General features: G+C 40.5%; 14 protein-coding genes and 1 riboswitch. Of the genes, 4 read left to right on the top strand and 10 right to left on the bottom strand.

Features of this window, described 5'->3' with window-relative positions:
• Positions 1-8: 8 nt before the first annotated feature.
• On the bottom strand, positions 9-2,732 hold the full coding sequence (gene secA / locus R5R67_RS05665; protein WP_000881349.1) for a preprotein translocase subunit SecA: 2,724 nt from the start codon (positions 2,730-2,732) through the stop codon (positions 9-11).
• A gap of 407 nt (positions 2,733-3,139) precedes the next feature.
• Here secA and R5R67_RS05660 point away from each other — a divergent pair, with 407 nt between their 5' ends.
• The 3 genes from R5R67_RS05660 (at position 3,140) to R5R67_RS05650 (ending at position 5,424) form a co-directional block, all read left to right on the top strand.
• A complete protein-coding gene (locus tag R5R67_RS05660) occupies positions 3,140-3,790 on the top strand; it encodes a peroxiredoxin (protein ID WP_000175335.1) in 651 nt (216 codons plus the stop codon).
• A gap of 246 nt (positions 3,791-4,036) precedes the next feature.
• A complete protein-coding gene (locus R5R67_RS05655; protein WP_187407564.1) occupies positions 4,037-4,849 on the top strand; it encodes an MBL fold metallo-hydrolase in 813 nt (270 codons plus the stop codon).
• Entirely contained in the window at positions 4,846-5,424 is a 579-nt protein-coding gene (locus tag R5R67_RS05650) for a dual specificity protein phosphatase family protein (RefSeq protein ID WP_000787967.1), read from the top strand. The genes R5R67_RS05655 and R5R67_RS05650 overlap by 4 nt, the downstream gene beginning before the upstream one ends.
• Before the next feature lie 19 nt (positions 5,425-5,443).
• On the opposite strand, the gene R5R67_RS05645 is transcribed toward R5R67_RS05650, so the two are convergent.
• The 5 genes from R5R67_RS05645 to R5R67_RS05625 form a co-directional block, all read right to left on the bottom strand.
• Positions 5,444-6,514, bottom strand: coding sequence for an SPOR domain-containing protein (locus R5R67_RS05645; RefSeq protein WP_002010595.1), 1,071 nt, complete (start codon positions 6,512-6,514; stop codon positions 5,444-5,446).
• Positions 6,505-7,791 carry a bifunctional tetrahydrofolate synthase/dihydrofolate synthase gene (folC, locus tag R5R67_RS05640; RefSeq protein ID WP_000813085.1) on the bottom strand — a complete coding sequence of 429 codons (1,287 nt, stop codon included), beginning with the start codon at positions 7,789-7,791 and terminating at the stop codon, positions 6,505-6,507. Before folC ends, R5R67_RS05645 begins: the two co-directional genes overlap by 10 nt.
• On the bottom strand, positions 7,788-8,684 hold the full coding sequence (gene accD, locus R5R67_RS05635) for an acetyl-CoA carboxylase, carboxyltransferase subunit beta (protein WP_001071168.1): 897 nt from the start codon (positions 8,682-8,684) through the stop codon (positions 7,788-7,790). The genes folC and accD overlap by 4 nt, the downstream gene beginning before the upstream one ends.
• On the bottom strand, positions 8,681-9,484 hold the full coding sequence (gene trpA, locus R5R67_RS05630; RefSeq protein ID WP_000088559.1) for a tryptophan synthase subunit alpha: 804 nt from the start codon (positions 9,482-9,484) through the stop codon (positions 8,681-8,683). Before trpA ends, accD begins: the two co-directional genes overlap by 4 nt.
• Positions 9,485-9,728: 244 nt before the next feature.
• Positions 9,729-10,778: an AraC family transcriptional regulator gene (locus R5R67_RS05625; protein WP_001155165.1), complete on the bottom strand. Its 1,050-nt coding sequence runs from the start codon at positions 10,776-10,778 to the stop codon at positions 9,729-9,731.
• A 120-nt stretch (positions 10,779-10,898) separates the two neighbouring features.
• Between R5R67_RS05625 and R5R67_RS05620 the strand changes: the two genes are divergently transcribed.
• Positions 10,899-11,774, top strand: coding sequence for a metal-dependent hydrolase (locus tag R5R67_RS05620; RefSeq protein ID WP_000991237.1), 876 nt, complete (start codon positions 10,899-10,901; stop codon positions 11,772-11,774).
• A gap of 8 nt (positions 11,775-11,782) precedes the next feature.
• Here the strand turns inward: R5R67_RS05620 and R5R67_RS05615 are convergent, their stop codons facing one another.
• Genes R5R67_RS05615 through R5R67_RS05600 form a run of 4 tightly spaced genes read right to left on the bottom strand, consistent with a single transcriptional unit; the run spans position 11,783 to position 15,211 of the window.
• Positions 11,783-12,778 carry a DUF2804 domain-containing protein gene (locus tag R5R67_RS05615; RefSeq protein ID WP_000364279.1) on the bottom strand — a complete coding sequence of 332 codons (996 nt, stop codon included), beginning with the start codon at positions 12,776-12,778 and terminating at the stop codon, positions 11,783-11,785.
• 37 nt (positions 12,779-12,815) lie between these two features.
• Complete coding sequence (locus R5R67_RS05610; RefSeq protein WP_001138925.1) at positions 12,816-13,328, bottom strand: DUF1543 domain-containing protein; 513 nt, start codon at positions 13,326-13,328, stop codon at positions 12,816-12,818.
• A gap of 10 nt (positions 13,329-13,338) precedes the next feature.
• A complete protein-coding gene (gene trpB / locus R5R67_RS05605; protein ID WP_000372742.1) occupies positions 13,339-14,568 on the bottom strand; it encodes a tryptophan synthase subunit beta in 1,230 nt (409 codons plus the stop codon).
• On the bottom strand, positions 14,552-15,211 hold the full coding sequence (locus R5R67_RS05600) for a phosphoribosylanthranilate isomerase (RefSeq protein ID WP_000083549.1): 660 nt from the start codon (positions 15,209-15,211) through the stop codon (positions 14,552-14,554). Before R5R67_RS05600 ends, trpB begins: the two co-directional genes overlap by 17 nt.
• A gap of 126 nt (positions 15,212-15,337) precedes the next feature.
• A riboswitch (cobalamin riboswitch) is annotated at positions 15,338-15,545 on the top strand.
• Position 15,546 lies beyond the last annotated feature (1 nt).

Genomic DNA, 15,546 nt, shown 5'->3' with positions numbered 1-15,546 from the left:
AACACAAATTAAATTTTGCCGTGACACTGTTTATATTTCAAACCAGAACCACATGGACATGGAGCATTACGACTTTCAGGTACAGGGAACGTTTGTTGTTCAGTAGCCGACTCATTAAGTGCTTCTTGAGAAGCGGTCACTTCACCTGTTAAACCATCCACATCATCATGTTCAAAAGAAAGCTTCATTGCTTCTGCTTGTTGCTGCTGTTGAGCTTCCATTTCTGCAAGCTCTTCTGGTGTTGGGATATGTACGCGAGACAGATCAGTTACAACATCAGTTTTAATTACACCCAGCATGTTCACGAACAAGTTAAATGCTTCTTTCTTATATTCCTGCTCAGGATTTTTTTGCGCATAGCCACGTAAGTGGATACCTTGACGTAAATAATCCATTGCAGCCAAATGATCTTTCCAATGGCGATCAAGAGAATTTAAAACGAAATGACGCTCAAGCATTGCTGCAGATTCATCACCCATTTGTGCACGGCGCTGACGATAACGCGCAATCACTTCATCACTGATGCGTTCAACCAAGCCTTCTTCATCAAGACGTCGATCTTGTTCTAGCCATTCTTGAACTGGTAGCTCAATACCCAAATCAATACGTAAAGCATTTTCTAAGCCTTCCACATCCCATTGGTCATGAATTGACTCTGGTGGAATAAAGTTAGCAATCATCGCCTGCATTACTTCACGATGCATTTCTTCAACGTATTCTTGTAAAGTATTTTCAGCTAAGATTTCGTCGCGTTGTGAATAAATGATCTTACGTTGTTCATTATTCACATCATCATATTTAAGTAAGTTTTTACGAATATCGAAGTTACGTGCTTCAACTTTACGCTGCGCGTTTTCGATAGAACGGCTTACCATTTTGTGTTCAATCGCTTCATCTTCTTTAAGTCCCATTGCACGCATCATGGCAACGACACGATCGCCTGCGAAAATACGCATGAGGTCATCTTCAAGAGATAAATAGAAACGAGAAACACCAGGGTCACCCTGACGGCCCGCACGACCACGTAACTGGTTGTCAATACGGCGTGATTCATGGCGTTCAGAACCAATAATGTGCAAGCCACCTGCTTGCAATACATCTTCATGGTCCTGTTCCCATTGCGCTTTTAGACGCGCTTCATCTTCAGGGGTAGGATTTTCAAGTTTGGCAAGTTTCGCTTTCCAGTTACCCCCAAGGATAATATCTGTACCACGACCGGCCATGTTTGTTGCGATTGTTACTGCATTCGGGCTACCTGCCTGAGCAATAATGTCTGCTTCACGCTCATGTTGTTTTGCGTTCAAAACTTCATGATGAATACCAGCTTGCTTCAATTTAGACGATAGAATTTCACTGGCTTCAATCGTTGCCGTACCAATAAGAATTGGTGCAACACCCTGCTGACGAATATTCATAATTTCTTGAATAATCGCGTTATATTTACCATTACGGTTTAAATAGATTAAATCGTTCTGGTCATTACGAATCATAGGTCGGTGTGTCGGAATAATAACGACGTCCAGGCCATAAATTTCTTTCATTTCCGCAGCTTCAGTATCGGCAGTACCTGTCATACCTGAAAGCTTTTTATAAAGACGGAAATAGTTCTGGAAAGTAGTTGTTGCTAAAGTCTGGTTTTCAGGTTGAATAGCCAAACCTTCTTTCGCTTCAACTGCTTGGTGTAAGCCTTCTGACCAACGACGGCCCGGCATCGTACGGCCAGTATGCTCATCAACAATAACGACTTCACCGTCATGAATAATATAGTGAACGTCGCGTTGGAATAGGAAGTGCGCACGAATAGCCGCAGAAACATGGTGAACGAGGTTTAGATTTGTAGCTGAATATAAGCTTTCGCCTTCCGCTAACAAACCCATTTGAATAAGTTCTTGTTCTACAGTTTCATAACCAATTTCAGTCATTTCAACTGAACGCTGCTTTTCATCAATCCAGAAATGTCCGCCATCGGCAACTTTTTCTTCTTTTTGCGGGCGTAATTTTGGTGGAATAGTATTGATGGCAGTATAGAGGTGTGAAGAATCTTCACTTTGACCAGAAATAATTAATGGCGTACGCGCCTCATCAATCAAGATTGAGTCGACTTCATCGATAATGGCATAGTGCAAACCACGTTGTTTCTTTTCTGCTAAAGAAAACACCATGTTGTCACGCAAGTAGTCAAAACCAAATTCGTTATTGGTACCATAGGTAATATCAGCTAGATAGGCAGCTGCTTTTTCTGCTGGTTCTTGCATTGAATAAATTGTACCAATGCTTAGACCTAAAAATTCAAATAAAGGGCGGTTTAACTCAGCATCACGTTGTGCCAAATAATCGTTTACAGTAATGACATGAACGCCTTCACCACTTAATGCATTTAAGTAACACGCTAAAGTCCCCATAAGGGTTTTACCTTCACCGGTACGCATTTCGGCAATTTTGCCTTCATGTAAGGTAATACCACCAATTAACTGGACATCGTAGTGGCGCATACCCATTACACGTTTTGCTGCCTCACGACAAACTGCAAACGCCTCAGGGAGTAACTTATCTAAACTTTCGCCATTGTTATAACGTTGTTTGAATTCTGGAGTTTTTGCAGATAAGTCTGCATCGCTTAAAGCTGATATCGTCGGCTCGAGCGCATTGATTTGCTCAACAATTTTGCGCATGCGTTTGAGTTCACGCTCATTTTTTGTACCGAAGATACCTCCGATCAGACTTGCCAACATGGATAAACTCTCTAAATCTTGCTTGGTCAAATGAATAAATTTTTTCTCAGTCGTTTATTATGGTGTCAGAAATTTGAAGTACAAGGGGTTTGCACAAAACCCATAAAAAAAATCTGATCATTAGACAAATGGTTTTACCCATTTTCTAAGCCCCTTTAAAGCATCTGACACCTAAAAACTCGACATTAATGCTCATCTATTGAGCACAACTTCCGAGAAATCTAATTTAGCAAATTTATCTTAAAGTTACATTGATTCAGCCCATAAATTCATATGTTTTGGTCATATATATTTACACTTATATAAAAAGTTCATAATAAAATATAAAAACAATAATTTTAATAATAAATAAATTGCGGCATAGTCATTTCAACATATAACAAATTTTAAGCAATTGAGGATTTATCATGACATTACGATTAGGCGACACAGCCCCTGATTTTCAACAAGAATCAAGCGAAGGCACTATTAATTTTTATGATTTTCTAGGTGATAGTTGGGGCATTTTATTTTCACACCCAGCCGACTATACGCCAGTATGTACAACTGAATTGGGTTATACAGCAAAACTAAAAGATGAATTTGAAAAACGTAATGTTAAAGCAATTGCCTTATCTGTAGATGATGTAGAGTCGCACAAAGGCTGGATTAATGACATTAATGAAACTCAAAATACTACAGTCAATTTTCCAATTATTGCTGACAAAGACCGCAAAGTATCTGAGCTATACGGTTTTATTCATCCCAATGCCAGTGAAACCCTTACTGTTCGTTCTTTAGTGATTATTGACCCAAATAAAAAAGTTCGTCTAATCATCACCTACCCTGCTTCGACTGGTCGTAACTTTAATGAAGTCTTACGTGTTGTTGATTCATTACAATTAACCGATAAGCATAAAGTAGCTACACCAGCGAACTGGCAACAAGGTGAAGATGTGGTCATTGTCCCTTCTTTAAAAGATGAAGAGGAAATTAAACAACGCTTCCCTAAAGGTTATACTGCGGTGAAACCTTATTTACGCCTCACACCACAGCCTGAAAGCAATAAAACCGACTAAAGGTTTTATTGCTTGCAAGACAAACGCAGTGCGTAGGTAAACATCTGAAAGATTCCCTAAAAAACCAATAAAGGGCATATTCAATAATGAGAAAAAACAAAGAAAACTAACTAAAGCACATAAACAAATATTTCTACCTCAAAAGCCATCTCACCCGATGGCTTTTTTTACATTAATGAATACACATGGTTTTTACTGTTGAGATCAGTTATAACTTCCCAAGAGTTTGTGCAAAAAACAAAAATCATGATCCATAAAATTCATCATTTAAAATGCGGCAGTATGTGCCCTGTATGTGCACCTTTATTTGGGCAGAGAGGCTGGAAAGCTGAAATTGTTTGTCATTGTCTTTTGGTAGAAACTGATCGAGGCCTTGTACTGATTGATACCGGATTTGGCCTACAAGATTATCTACACATGCAACAGCGCCTTGGCTCTTTAGTCAAACGGTTGGGGAAAATTGAACCGAATCTTGAGTTCAGTGCTATCCAACAAATTCAGAAACTGGGTTTCCATCCTAAAGATATACAGCACATTTTTGTGACTCACCTCGACTTTGACCATGCAGGCGGAATTTCAGACTTCCCCCACGCCACTGTCCATGTTTTAGCCAATGAATATAATGCTGCACAACTACCTAATTTTAAAGGTAAGCTTCGTTATAGAACTAATCAATATAAACAACATCGGTACTGGAACTTTGTTGAGTATCAACAAGGTGAAAAATGGTTTAACCTTGAAAAAGTAAAAGGTTTCCCCCTATTTCAAGATGAAATTTTAATGGTGCCATTATTGGGCCATTCTGCTGGACATTGTGGTATTGCGATAAAACAACAAAATCAATGGTTATTATTTTGTGGAGATGCTTACTACTCACACCTAGAGCTAAATCCAGCAAATAAATTAAGATCTCTTAGCCTTCTAGAAAAGACATTTGCAGAAGACAATGAAAAGCGTCTTATTAACCTAAAAAAATTACAGCATCTGGCTCAACATGAGCCAACGATTGAGATCATTTGTGCACATGACCCCCATGAGCTTCGGCGGTACCAAACATGAAAAATTTTTCACTTATTGCATTTGCGGTCTGTTTAAGCCTTCAAGGATGTATGCAACACGAAAGTATTGCCCATGAGCACAGACCTCACGATTGGGGAACCTTAGTTTCTCAAACTCATAATTTTTATCAAATTAGCAATGATGTTTTCCGGAGTGAACAGCCCGATGCAGCAATGATTCCCGAATTAAAACACCATCAAATTGGGACTATTATTAACTTAAGAGCCAAAGCATCAGATGATTTAGTCTTTAAAAATGAAGACTTTACTCTTGTTCATATTCCGATTAATACATGGGCAATTGATCGACAAGATTTATTACAAGTTATGCAGCAAATCCAGCTTGCCAAGCAAAATAATCAACGTGTTTTACTACATTGCTATCATGGTTCAGACCGTACAGGAGCGAGCGTCGCCATGTATCGAATTATTTTTGAAAACTGGGCAATTGATGATGCAGTGAAAGAAATGAAACAAGGGGGTTATGGTTATCATATTATTTGGAAGAATATTGACCGTTTATTTACCCCTGAAAATGTAAAATGGATTCAACAGCAACTGTCGAATCCATCTTAATTAGATTTCAGAATAAAATTTAATCTGACTTACGCTGATCTAAAGGCACCCAGTCAATCACCCAAGCTGACTTCATATTTAAACTGGCGTCAGAAGTAATTTTCTTACGTGTAGTATCTGCCGTATCTCTATCTTTTGCAGGGCCAACCATAATACGGATACCTTTACTGGTTGGGCTCGTCGTAACCTTATAGCCTTTTGCACGTAATTTAGAGACTACAGCATCTGCATTTGCTTGGTTAGCAGCCAATGCAACTTGTACCATCCATTTTTTATCACCATTTTCAAGCAACTCACGTGCTTTCTCTGCTTCAGCTTTTTTCTCGGCCTCTGCCTTACGTTTCGCTTCAGCTGCTTTCTTATCTGCTTCTGCTTGACGTTTAGCTTCAGCAGCCTTTTTGTCCGCTTCTGCTTGGCGCTTCGCCTCTGCAGCCTTCTTATCCGCTTCTGCCTGACGTTTTGCCTCAGCTGCTTTCTTATCTGCTTCTGCTTGGCGTTTAGCCTCTGCTGCTTTCTTGTCTGCTTCTGCCTGACGTTTTGCCTCTGCTGCTTTCTTATCCGCCTCAGCTAAGCGTTTCGCTTCAGCAGCTTTTTTATCTGCATCCGCTTTAGCCGGATCTACTGACTTTTTTGTATCAGTTTGCTGTCCTTTTGCCTTATTCTCACTACCCGCGACTTCAGGAGGAATATTATCGGAACTTTCTTGTGCAGCAGCTCGGCGGGCATTAATCGCGGCATATTCAGCAGCAGCTTTACGAGCCGCATCCGCTTCTGCCTGTTGTTGCATTGCCAAGAATTCGGCAGCACGAGCCTCTTGTTCTGCTACAGCTTTTTCACGAGAACGGCGCTGTTCTTCAAGAAGACGTTTTTCTGTTTCAACATCAACTGCAAGTGGCTGTAGCTGTACCATCTGCCCTTCTTGTGCTGATTGCTTTGGCTTAGCTTGTAATTTCGGTGATGTTGAAGTTTGGGGTTGAACATCTACCTGTTTTATTTCTTCATTTCCTTTTAGAAGTAATGCTGCCAATAAAACACCACCACCTAATAAAACAACGCCACCCATCCAGCGTTGTTTGTTATTCATTGACATTCTTCCAAATACTCCCAAATCGCTTCTAAAGTATGAAACGAACCACAGGCTAAAATCAGCTGATTGTTATTTGTTTGCTCAAGCGCTGATTTAAAAGCCTCTTTGATATTGCCAAATTGTTGTATTGTCTGGCCTTGCAGGGCGTCATTCAATTGCTGAATCGGTGCAGCACGCGGCACATTCAACTCAGCAATTTTCCAATGTAAAACAGTAGGTTTCAACAAATCGACTACTGATTTTATATCTTTATCTGCCAGCATTGAAAATACTGCGACAACTTCTGTGTACTGTTTATTGTATTCTAAGAAATTTCGCAATTGCTTTAACAAAAATTCAACACCATGAGGATTGTGTCCGGCATCAAAAATAATGGTTTTTCCATTAACTTGGCGCACTTCGAAGCGTCCAGCCAAGCGGGCATTTGTAATGCCCTCCTCTAGCGCTAGTTGCGAGATTTCAAGTCCGCTATTTAATACGGCCGCAACTGCTCCTGCAATATTCTCGATTGCAAGTGTACCAAGCGGCAACCTTAAAGTGGTTCCTTCACTTGCAAAATACCAATGTTTTCCATCATCGGCGAGTTTATAAAAATAATCTCTATTAATCGCGTATAGCGTGGCTTGTGAGCTATTTGCCTTATCTTGAATCGCTTGAGGCAAAGATTGCTCACCTGCAAAAATAACAGGAATATGAGGTCGGATAATACCTGCTTTTTCAAAAGCAATTTTTTCGATGGTATCGCCTAACCAATCTGTATGGTCGAGGCCAATATTGGTAATCACGGCGATATTAGGGTCAATTACGTTGACAACATCAAGACGCCCACCTAAACCGACTTCAAGAACCCATACATCGCATTGTTGCTGTTTAAAAATAACAAAAGCAGCCAAAGTGGTTGCTTCAAAAAAAGATAGGCTTAAATCACACTCACGACGAGCCTGATCAACTTGTACAAAAGCATCAATCAAGCTTTGGTCATCAACTTCAACTCCACCTAATTTGACTCGCTCGTTAAAACGATAGATATGCGGTGATTGATACAACCCAACTTTGTACTCTTGTGCTTTTAATATAGACGCAAGCGTTGTTGTGGTTGAACCTTTCCCGTTTGTTCCAGCAACAGTAAAAACTTTGGCGTTGGGTTTAGTCACGCCTAATTTTTCTGCTACGGGAATAACACGTTCCAGACCAAGATCGATCCCTGTAACGTGAACATGGCTCCAATAATTGAGCCATGTATCTAAAGAGTCTGTTGAAAGTGGAGCTTGTTGTTTCAAGGTAAGTTCATCAATTTTGATACAAGACGAGATACAGTATCACGTAAAGCATGACGATGAACAATCTGATCGACCACACCATGATCAAGCAGATATTCTGCACGTTGGAACGGTTCTTCTAGTGTTTCACGTACAGTTTGTTCAATCACACGTTTACCGGCAAAGCCAATCATTGCTTTAGGTTCTGCAATATGGATATCACCCAACATTGCTAAAGAAGCTGTTACACCGCCATATACCGGATGTGTTAACACCACGATATAAGGTAAGCCCGCATCTTTTAATTTTTGGATTGCAGCAGAAGTACGCGCCATTTGCATAAGTGACAACATACCTTCTTGCATACGTGCACCACCAGAAGCTGCAAAGCAGATTAATGGCTGACGTTTTTCAATTGCAAGTTCAGCTGCCTTAACAAAACGGTCACCTACTACAGTACCCATTGAGCCGCCCATAAAGTCAAACTCAAAAGCACATGCAATCATATCTACGCCATTTAAGTTACCTTGCATGGCAATTAAAGCTTCCGTTTCACCAGTTTTAGTTTGCGCTTCACGCATACGGTCTGGATACGGTTTGCTATCAACAAACTTTAATGGGTCTTTCGCGCTAAACTCTTGACCTAATTCAGCCACAACATTGTCGAAGAACCAGTTTAAGCGATCGCGAGCTTTCATTCGTAAGTGTTCGTCACACTGTGGACATACATACGCATTAAAAGATATTGCTGTACGTGTCACTAAAGCATGACATTCAGGGCACTCAATAGTTGGCTCAGTAAATGTTGCTTTGAGAGTCTGTTGCTCATCTGCAACTTCAATACCTGGAACTGGACGCTGTGTCCATGGCGTCGAAGGGCTAAGAACTTTCCCTGATTTCACTTCTTGATTCATACTAACTCATCGAGCGCTGCTCGAAGCTCCTTGACTTTATTCACCGTCTGTTCAACAGCTTCATCAGCTGCCAACGTTGCAAAAGATTTAACGAAAGCACTACCTACAATCACGGCATCTGCAACACTACCCATCGCTTTCGCTGAAGCAGCATCACTAATTCCGAAACCAACGCCAACTGGAACGTTAGTCATACCTTTGATTTTTTCAATACGTGCAGCCGCTTCAGAAGTATCCAAAGTCGCTGCACCTGTTACACCTTTGAGTGAAACATAGTAGATAAACCCGCTTGCCTGATTCGCTACGTGTTGAATACGTTGATCAGTTGAAGTTGGTGCAAGTAAGAAAATCTGGTCCATATCATGTTGTTTCAAGATTGCACCAAATTCTTTTGACTCTTCCGGTGGTAAGTCCACAAGTAATAAGCCATCTACACCACATTGTTTCGCATAAGAAACAAACTTCTCGTAACCAATCACTTCAACAGGATTAAGATAACCCATTAAAACTACAGGTGTTTCCTGATCCTGCTCACGAAACTCTTTTACCATGTTCAGCGCATCTAAGGTGTTCGTCCCAGCCGCAAGTGCGCGTTCAGCAGCAAGTGCAATTACCGGACCATCAGCCATCGGGTCTGAAAATGGTAAACCAAGCTCAATGACGTCTACTCCTGCCGCAACCATTTTATGAAGTAACGGCACCGTTACTTGTGGCTGTGGATCACCCGCCATAACATAAGATACAAGCGCTTTACGTTGTTGGGACTGCAGCTTTTCAAAACGGGTGGCAAGACGTGACATAGGGTTGTGCTTTCCTTGAATTATTTAAAATTGAGGAGTTGTTTGTAGAAATACAAGAACACCGCATTTTAACGCTATTTTTTGTTCATTGAACAGGTCTAACGTTATGGCGATATTCGATTGTATGATTCATACAACCCATGGCGTACATTTATCAATATTTTGAAACTTTTCTCAATGATCAAAGCTTCCTATTTTTGGGCCATTATTGATTTACAAATTGAGCAAAAAAGCATCCAAAATTCTATTTCGTTGCATTTTTCTGGATGAGTTGTAATTGCTTTTTTCGAGTTAATAATGTTTGCCCTGTTAAATTTTTATATGCTCTTGCTAGTGCAGACTGATCCGAATAACCTAACTGGTCGGCAATTGCAGTCAGACTTTCATTTTGACTTAACAATATCTCGCAGCGTTTCATACGCTCAGCATCTAAAATTAATTTAAATGAAGTGTTTAATGCCTGTAATTGGCGCTGCAAGCTTCTAACAGAAACATTCAACTCGATGGCAATATCTTCTATTTTGGGTGCTTGCTGCTTATGCTTAAAGTATTCCTGTACGATCCAATGTATTTGCTGAACTAAATCGGCATGTATTTTCCGCTGAACTAAAGCTTCTTCAGCTTGTTTCACCAAAAGTTGCACCAAAGTTGGGTCTGCATGTTGAGGGCGAACATTTAAACTTTCACTTGCAAAAGTTAATGCATAGTAAGGCCGCTCAAATGATAATTTGCACTGAAAGAAACGTTGATAGTGAACTACTGCCCCACGCGCTCGGTGTACGAACTCTACATGCTGTAAAAGAAACTCATGTACAGGGGCAATCTGTTTAGCAAGCTGTACCATTGCAGCCAAGGTCAGCTCACTTAGTAGAATATTACTGTCGTCGACCAAAGGCCAATATAGGCGAATTTTGGAGGCATCCTGTTCAATTTGTATAGGGACAACCTGTGCACCATCAATGACCAAACGATGAAACTTTGCAATATACTCTACCACTTGACCTAAGGTATCACTTCTGGACGCCATATAACCCAAGACCCCAAAGTTGGCAGGGGTAATACAGGCTGCCATCTCTAAAGCCAAATTAGTCACATGTAATCGCGTTTCAGTTATCTCTAAAAGTTCAATAAAAAGGTCTAAAGAAGATTGAGCATCTATAGAAGCAGATAAAATATTTTGGACTTGACGTGTTTGAATTTCACTTAAATTAAGTGTCTGCCAATCTATTCCTTTTTCTTTTAAATACGTATTCCAAAGGTAGAAGTAACCATTTGAGATAGTAAATTCTTGCATGGCGCGTCCTTTTTACTGCCATTTTGTCGCAAACTGTATAAAAATTGGCGATAACTGTCAAAACAAAGCCGATCACTCGCGACATACTAATGAAAAGGTTATAGTTGCGAGAAATAAAAGATGAACGCACATGTTTCTTATCAGGTCGAACCAGTAGTTCGTAAAGAACTCGATTTTCATTTAAACGAAGTACCTCGCTTTTGGTTTAACAATGATCCTTTTTTAACTCGTATGTTTGATGCACTCAGCTTAACCTTTCCAGATGGAGAGCGTTACTTCATTGAATGTGTGCGTATGTTCCGCGATAAAATTGATGACCCTGAACTACAAAAACGAGTTGCGGATTTTATTAAACAAGAAGCTCAACATGGTATTGCACATGACAAAATGAATCAGCTCATGAAAGAGCAAGGCATGCCTGTTGACCAGTTCACAACCACCCTTAAAAAGATTTTCCGCTTTGAACTAACAAAACGTTCACCACAATATAATATTGCCATGACCGCTGCCGCTGAACATTTAACAGCGTTAATGGCAGAAACCTTTTATAGCCATAAAAAAACTTTAGAAAACGCTCATCCTTATGTTCGAGCTTTGTTTGCATGGCATGCGATTGAAGAGATGGAACACCGCGATGTAGCTTTTGATGTGATGAGACAGGTGGGAGAAGTTCCAGAGTCAACACGTCGCTTTGTGCTTGTTTTAACAACCGTACTCATGTTCGGTTTTACGCTTTACCGTACCAATATCATGTTGAAATGTGATGGCTTTAGTCCAAGAGAAAGGCTCTTGATGAATCTTAAAGGTTTACCTTGGTTCTTTGGCAAAAATGGCACATTAACAGCTATGAAAAAACAATATATGGATTGGTTTAAAAAAGATTTTCATCCAAGCCAGCATCCTGTTATTCGTCAGTATCCTGTTTGGATTGAAACTTTGGAAAAAACAAATGACCCTATTGCAGCGGGTGAAGCATTTTGGCAAGCAGGTTTATAACCTGCTTGTTACCATTTTGCATAATGTTGCTCTAGTAAACCGTATTGTTCTTTGCAATTGATTATATCGGTTGTCTCATGCTCAATAGTGCCGCTAATTTTAGCTTGCCATTGATTGAACTGACTGCCAATCATTCTTAAGTTTATATTTTCATATCGGCACCAACCAATATGCACTTGTAGATTAAGTTTTTGATCTAGTGAGCTAATTTGCCAAAGTTCATCATTTACTTTTTCAAATAAAACGTCTGTTAGCGGAAATAAAACTCCGTTAATCCATAGGCAGTTTTCATTACCAAAACTTTCATTAACACCCGAGGCTAGATTTAACCCAATACGACGCCCCTGTTCATCCCAGAAGTTACATGAGAGCCAGAACCAAGCTGTTTCAGGACGTAAAAATCCGCAAGTATCATCTAGCGATGCAAATGTCTTTTCATCAAATTGTACAACTTGATTTTGCTTATTAATGAACATCCCCTCTACAGCCAAAGTGGTCTGCTTTTGGGTATAGGTCCAACCATTGATACCTGTTGGTGTACACAAGCTTAAAATATCTGTTCCAGCGCAGAAAATACGAGCACTCAGACAAATTTCCCCATATTTAGTTACCCGAATGTATCGCACACCATTGGCATGCTGAATATCAAACTGATAAGGCGATTTAGAAAAATAACTTTGATTAAACAAAGGCTGTTCATCAAGATACGTCTTATGACCTAACGGCTGAATAGCATTCCACTCAATGACTTGCCCTGTTTCATGATCATAGATATAGAAAAAACCATGTCCAACCCAACCAATATCTGCAATGGCCAGACCAATACTATAGTGTTTATGTTGAATGCCGCAGAATTTAAATTTCTTATATTTTAATTGTTTGCGCCAGCCTTTTAGGACTTTGCCATAAGGAGTTTTATAAATATAACGTTGGACATGAATGGTGGACGGTACAGATTCAAAACGCCCATAACGAGGCTGTCCATTTTCTTGAATTAAATCCATTTACCCACTTCCATATGAATATTAGATTTCAAATGACCTATCCCACAGTCAAATATGTATTTTCCCAAATTGTTGCAGCAAAATCGCCTTTTATTAAATGAATATAGCGCCCTGCTACATAATCTATTGCTAAGCAGTCATCAATATCAATAACTCGATCTGTATGTGCTTTTTGCCACTGCCGATCTATAAATTGTTTACCTAATTGTTTGGCAACTACCGCATTCGGTGCAACCACAAACTCATAACGGTGAAGTTCACCGAATTCACTTGCATTATATCCACCCAGATTAATTAAAAATAATTTTAAATCATCCGGTTGCGGAGCAGCATCTGTAAAGTGAATTTGATAATTTTGTCCTTGAGAGCTAACTCCTGAGAACTTGGCCCAAGCATCAATATGTAATCCTTGAGCCTCACCAAACCAAGCCTGTTTAAGTTGAGGATACACTTCTTCCAAAGTATCCCCTACAGCCATGACTACATCATGAACTTCTGTGTTAGCGCGGGCATGGCGCCCGCCCAACATCACCATAAAAAAGCTTGGCATTATAGTTCTCTTACATCTCGACCATTTCTACGCCATCAATGCGTGCAACTGTCATTAAGTCTTTATCGCCACGGCCTGAAACAGTCGCAATAATAATCTGATCTTTAGACATCGTCGGTGCAAGCTTAGACACATAGGCCATCGCGTGCGAGCTTTCAAGCGCAGGAATAATCCCTTCGATTTTGGTTAAGTCACGAAAACCTTGAAGAGCCTCTGTATCATTAATCGGCACGTACTCTACACGCTTCATATCTTTCAAGAAGCTATGTTCAGGACCAACACCCGGATAATCAAGGCCCGCCGAGATACTGTGTGTCTCAATAATCTGGCCCTGTTCATCACTCATTAAATAAGTACGATTACCATGTAATACACCCACATGACCCGCATTTAACGGCGCAGAGTGTTTACCAGTTTCAATACCAAAACCAGCGGCTTCAACACCATACATTTTTACACTGGCATCGTTTAAGAACGGATAGAACAAGCCCATTGCATTTGAACCGCCACCAACACAGGCAACTAATGCATCTGGTAAGCGACCCGCTTGCTCCAAAATCTGTTTGCGTGCTTCACGACCAATAATCGACTGGAAGTCACGAACAAGTTGAGGATAAGGATGCGGGCCTGCAACTGTACCAATTACATAATACGTTGTATCAACGTTGGTTACCCAGTCACGCATCGCTTCGTTCATGGCATCTTTTAACGTTTTAGAGCCACTTTGCACAGGCACAACTGTTGCACCCAACAAACGCATACGGTAAACGTTCATCGCTTGACGCTTAACGTCTTCAGCACCCATATAAACAACACATTCAAGACCTAAACGTGCTGCAATTGTTGCTGTTGCTACCCCATGCTGGCCTGCACCAGTTTCGGCAATAATACGTTTTTTACCAGAAAGCTTTGCAAGTAGTGCCTGACCAATCGTGTTGTTTACCTTGTGTGAGCCTGTATGGTTCAAGTCTTCACGTTTAAGGTAAATTTGCGCACCACCTAACTCTTTTGACCATCGCTCAGCATAATAAAGTGGACTAGGACGACCTACATAGTAGGCGAGGTCACGGTCGAATTCTGCCAAAAACTGTTCATCATTTTTCATGCGGGAATAGAGATTTTCCAAATCTTCTAATGCCGCCATTAAAGTTTCTGACACAAAACGTCCGCCATGGATACCGAAATGCCCTGCAGCATCTGGGTACTGTGTATAGTCAATCACATTATTTTGCTGATCCACGTTGGACTCCTTGCATAAATCGTTCAATGAGTTGTTGGTCTTTTATACCTTTTGCGGACTCTACGCCTCCGCTCACATCTACTGCAAAAGCACCGGTAGTATGAATAGCGTCAATGACATTGTCAGGGGTTAAACCACCTGCCAAGATTAATGGAATATCAAGTTTCGGGAATTTAGACCAGTCAAACTGATGTCCTGTGCCCCCTTTAAGCTCAGGATGCCATGCATCGAGCAATACAGCACTGGCACCAGCTGCCTGATATTTTTGAATTTCAGCAATTACATCCAGATCAGGTTTAACCTGAATCGCTTTATACCAGCGACGTTTACAATGACGCGCTATTTCCTGACATTGTTCTGGAGTTTCATCGCCATGTAGTTGTAATACATCTAGGGGAACACAATCAAGTATATCCTGAATTTCAGTAACACTCGCGTTTACAAACAAACCCACCATTTGTACATAAGGCGGAACGAGTTTTGCTAATTCATCTGCCTGTTCAACTGTTACATTTCTTGGACTCGGCGGAAAAAAAACAAAGCCTATCGCATCTGCTCCCGCTGCAACTACTGCCTGAACATCTTGCTTGCGAGTAATTCCACAGATTTTTGCTCGTGTACGTTTTTGGTTTGATTGGCTCATGAGCTGCTTAAACTACAACCATTTCTTAAAATAAGCGCCATTGTAATGCAATTTTTGCCCCTTGCGTAAAAGTTCTCAGGGAATTGCTTTAAATGACATTGTACGAAGTAAATCGGCACTTTATACTGCGTTCAAATGGAAGCAAGTGTAAGCAATTCATGCTTTAGGGAAGCTGGTGAAAGTCCGGCACTGCCCCCGCAACGGTAACAATGTAAAGCATATTTTTTAAGTCGAAATCGACTTACACCACTGCAGTAGTGTGGGAAGGTGAATATGTCCATAAATGAATTATGGCGCTGAAGTCCGGAGACCTACTTGTTTCATCTATCTACCCG

Source organism: Acinetobacter sp. OYA S30 (assembly GCF_033599315.1).
Taxonomy (GTDB): domain Bacteria; phylum Pseudomonadota; class Gammaproteobacteria; order Pseudomonadales; family Moraxellaceae; genus Acinetobacter; species Acinetobacter baumannii.
This window is presented reverse-complemented; position numbering and strand designations above follow the sequence as displayed.

What these genes read in the sequence shown, in the direction of transcription:
- trpA (WP_000088559.1), bottom strand. Translation starts at nt 9,484, where the DNA reads ATGTCACGTCTTGCCACCCGTTTTGAAAAGCTGCAGTCCCAACAACGT.
- R5R67_RS05625 (WP_001155165.1), bottom strand. Translation starts at nt 10,778, where the DNA reads ATGCAAGAATTTACTATCTCAAATGGTTACTTCTACCTTTGGAATACG.
- R5R67_RS05620 (WP_000991237.1), top strand. Translation starts at nt 10,899, where the DNA reads ATGAACGCACATGTTTCTTATCAGGTCGAACCAGTAGTTCGTAAAGAA.
- secA (WP_000881349.1), bottom strand. Translation starts at nt 2,732, where the DNA reads ATGTTGGCAAGTCTGATCGGAGGTATCTTCGGTACAAAAAATGAGCGT.
- R5R67_RS05610 (WP_001138925.1), bottom strand. Translation starts at nt 13,328, where the DNA reads ATGCCAAGCTTTTTTATGGTGATGTTGGGCGGGCGCCATGCCCGCGCT.
- accD (WP_001071168.1), bottom strand. Translation starts at nt 8,684, where the DNA reads ATGAATCAAGAAGTGAAATCAGGGAAAGTTCTTAGCCCTTCGACGCCA.
- R5R67_RS05645 (WP_002010595.1), bottom strand. Translation starts at nt 6,514, where the DNA reads ATGTCAATGAATAACAAACAACGCTGGATGGGTGGCGTTGTTTTATTA.
- R5R67_RS05660 (WP_000175335.1), top strand. Translation starts at nt 3,140, where the DNA reads ATGACATTACGATTAGGCGACACAGCCCCTGATTTTCAACAAGAATCA.
- R5R67_RS05650 (WP_000787967.1), top strand. Translation starts at nt 4,846, where the DNA reads ATGAAAAATTTTTCACTTATTGCATTTGCGGTCTGTTTAAGCCTTCAA.
- R5R67_RS05655 (WP_187407564.1), top strand. Translation starts at nt 4,037, where the DNA reads ATGATCCATAAAATTCATCATTTAAAATGCGGCAGTATGTGCCCTGTA.
- R5R67_RS05600 (WP_000083549.1), bottom strand. Translation starts at nt 15,211, where the DNA reads ATGAGCCAATCAAACCAAAAACGTACACGAGCAAAAATCTGTGGAATT.
- R5R67_RS05615 (WP_000364279.1), bottom strand. Translation starts at nt 12,778, where the DNA reads ATGGATTTAATTCAAGAAAATGGACAGCCTCGTTATGGGCGTTTTGAA.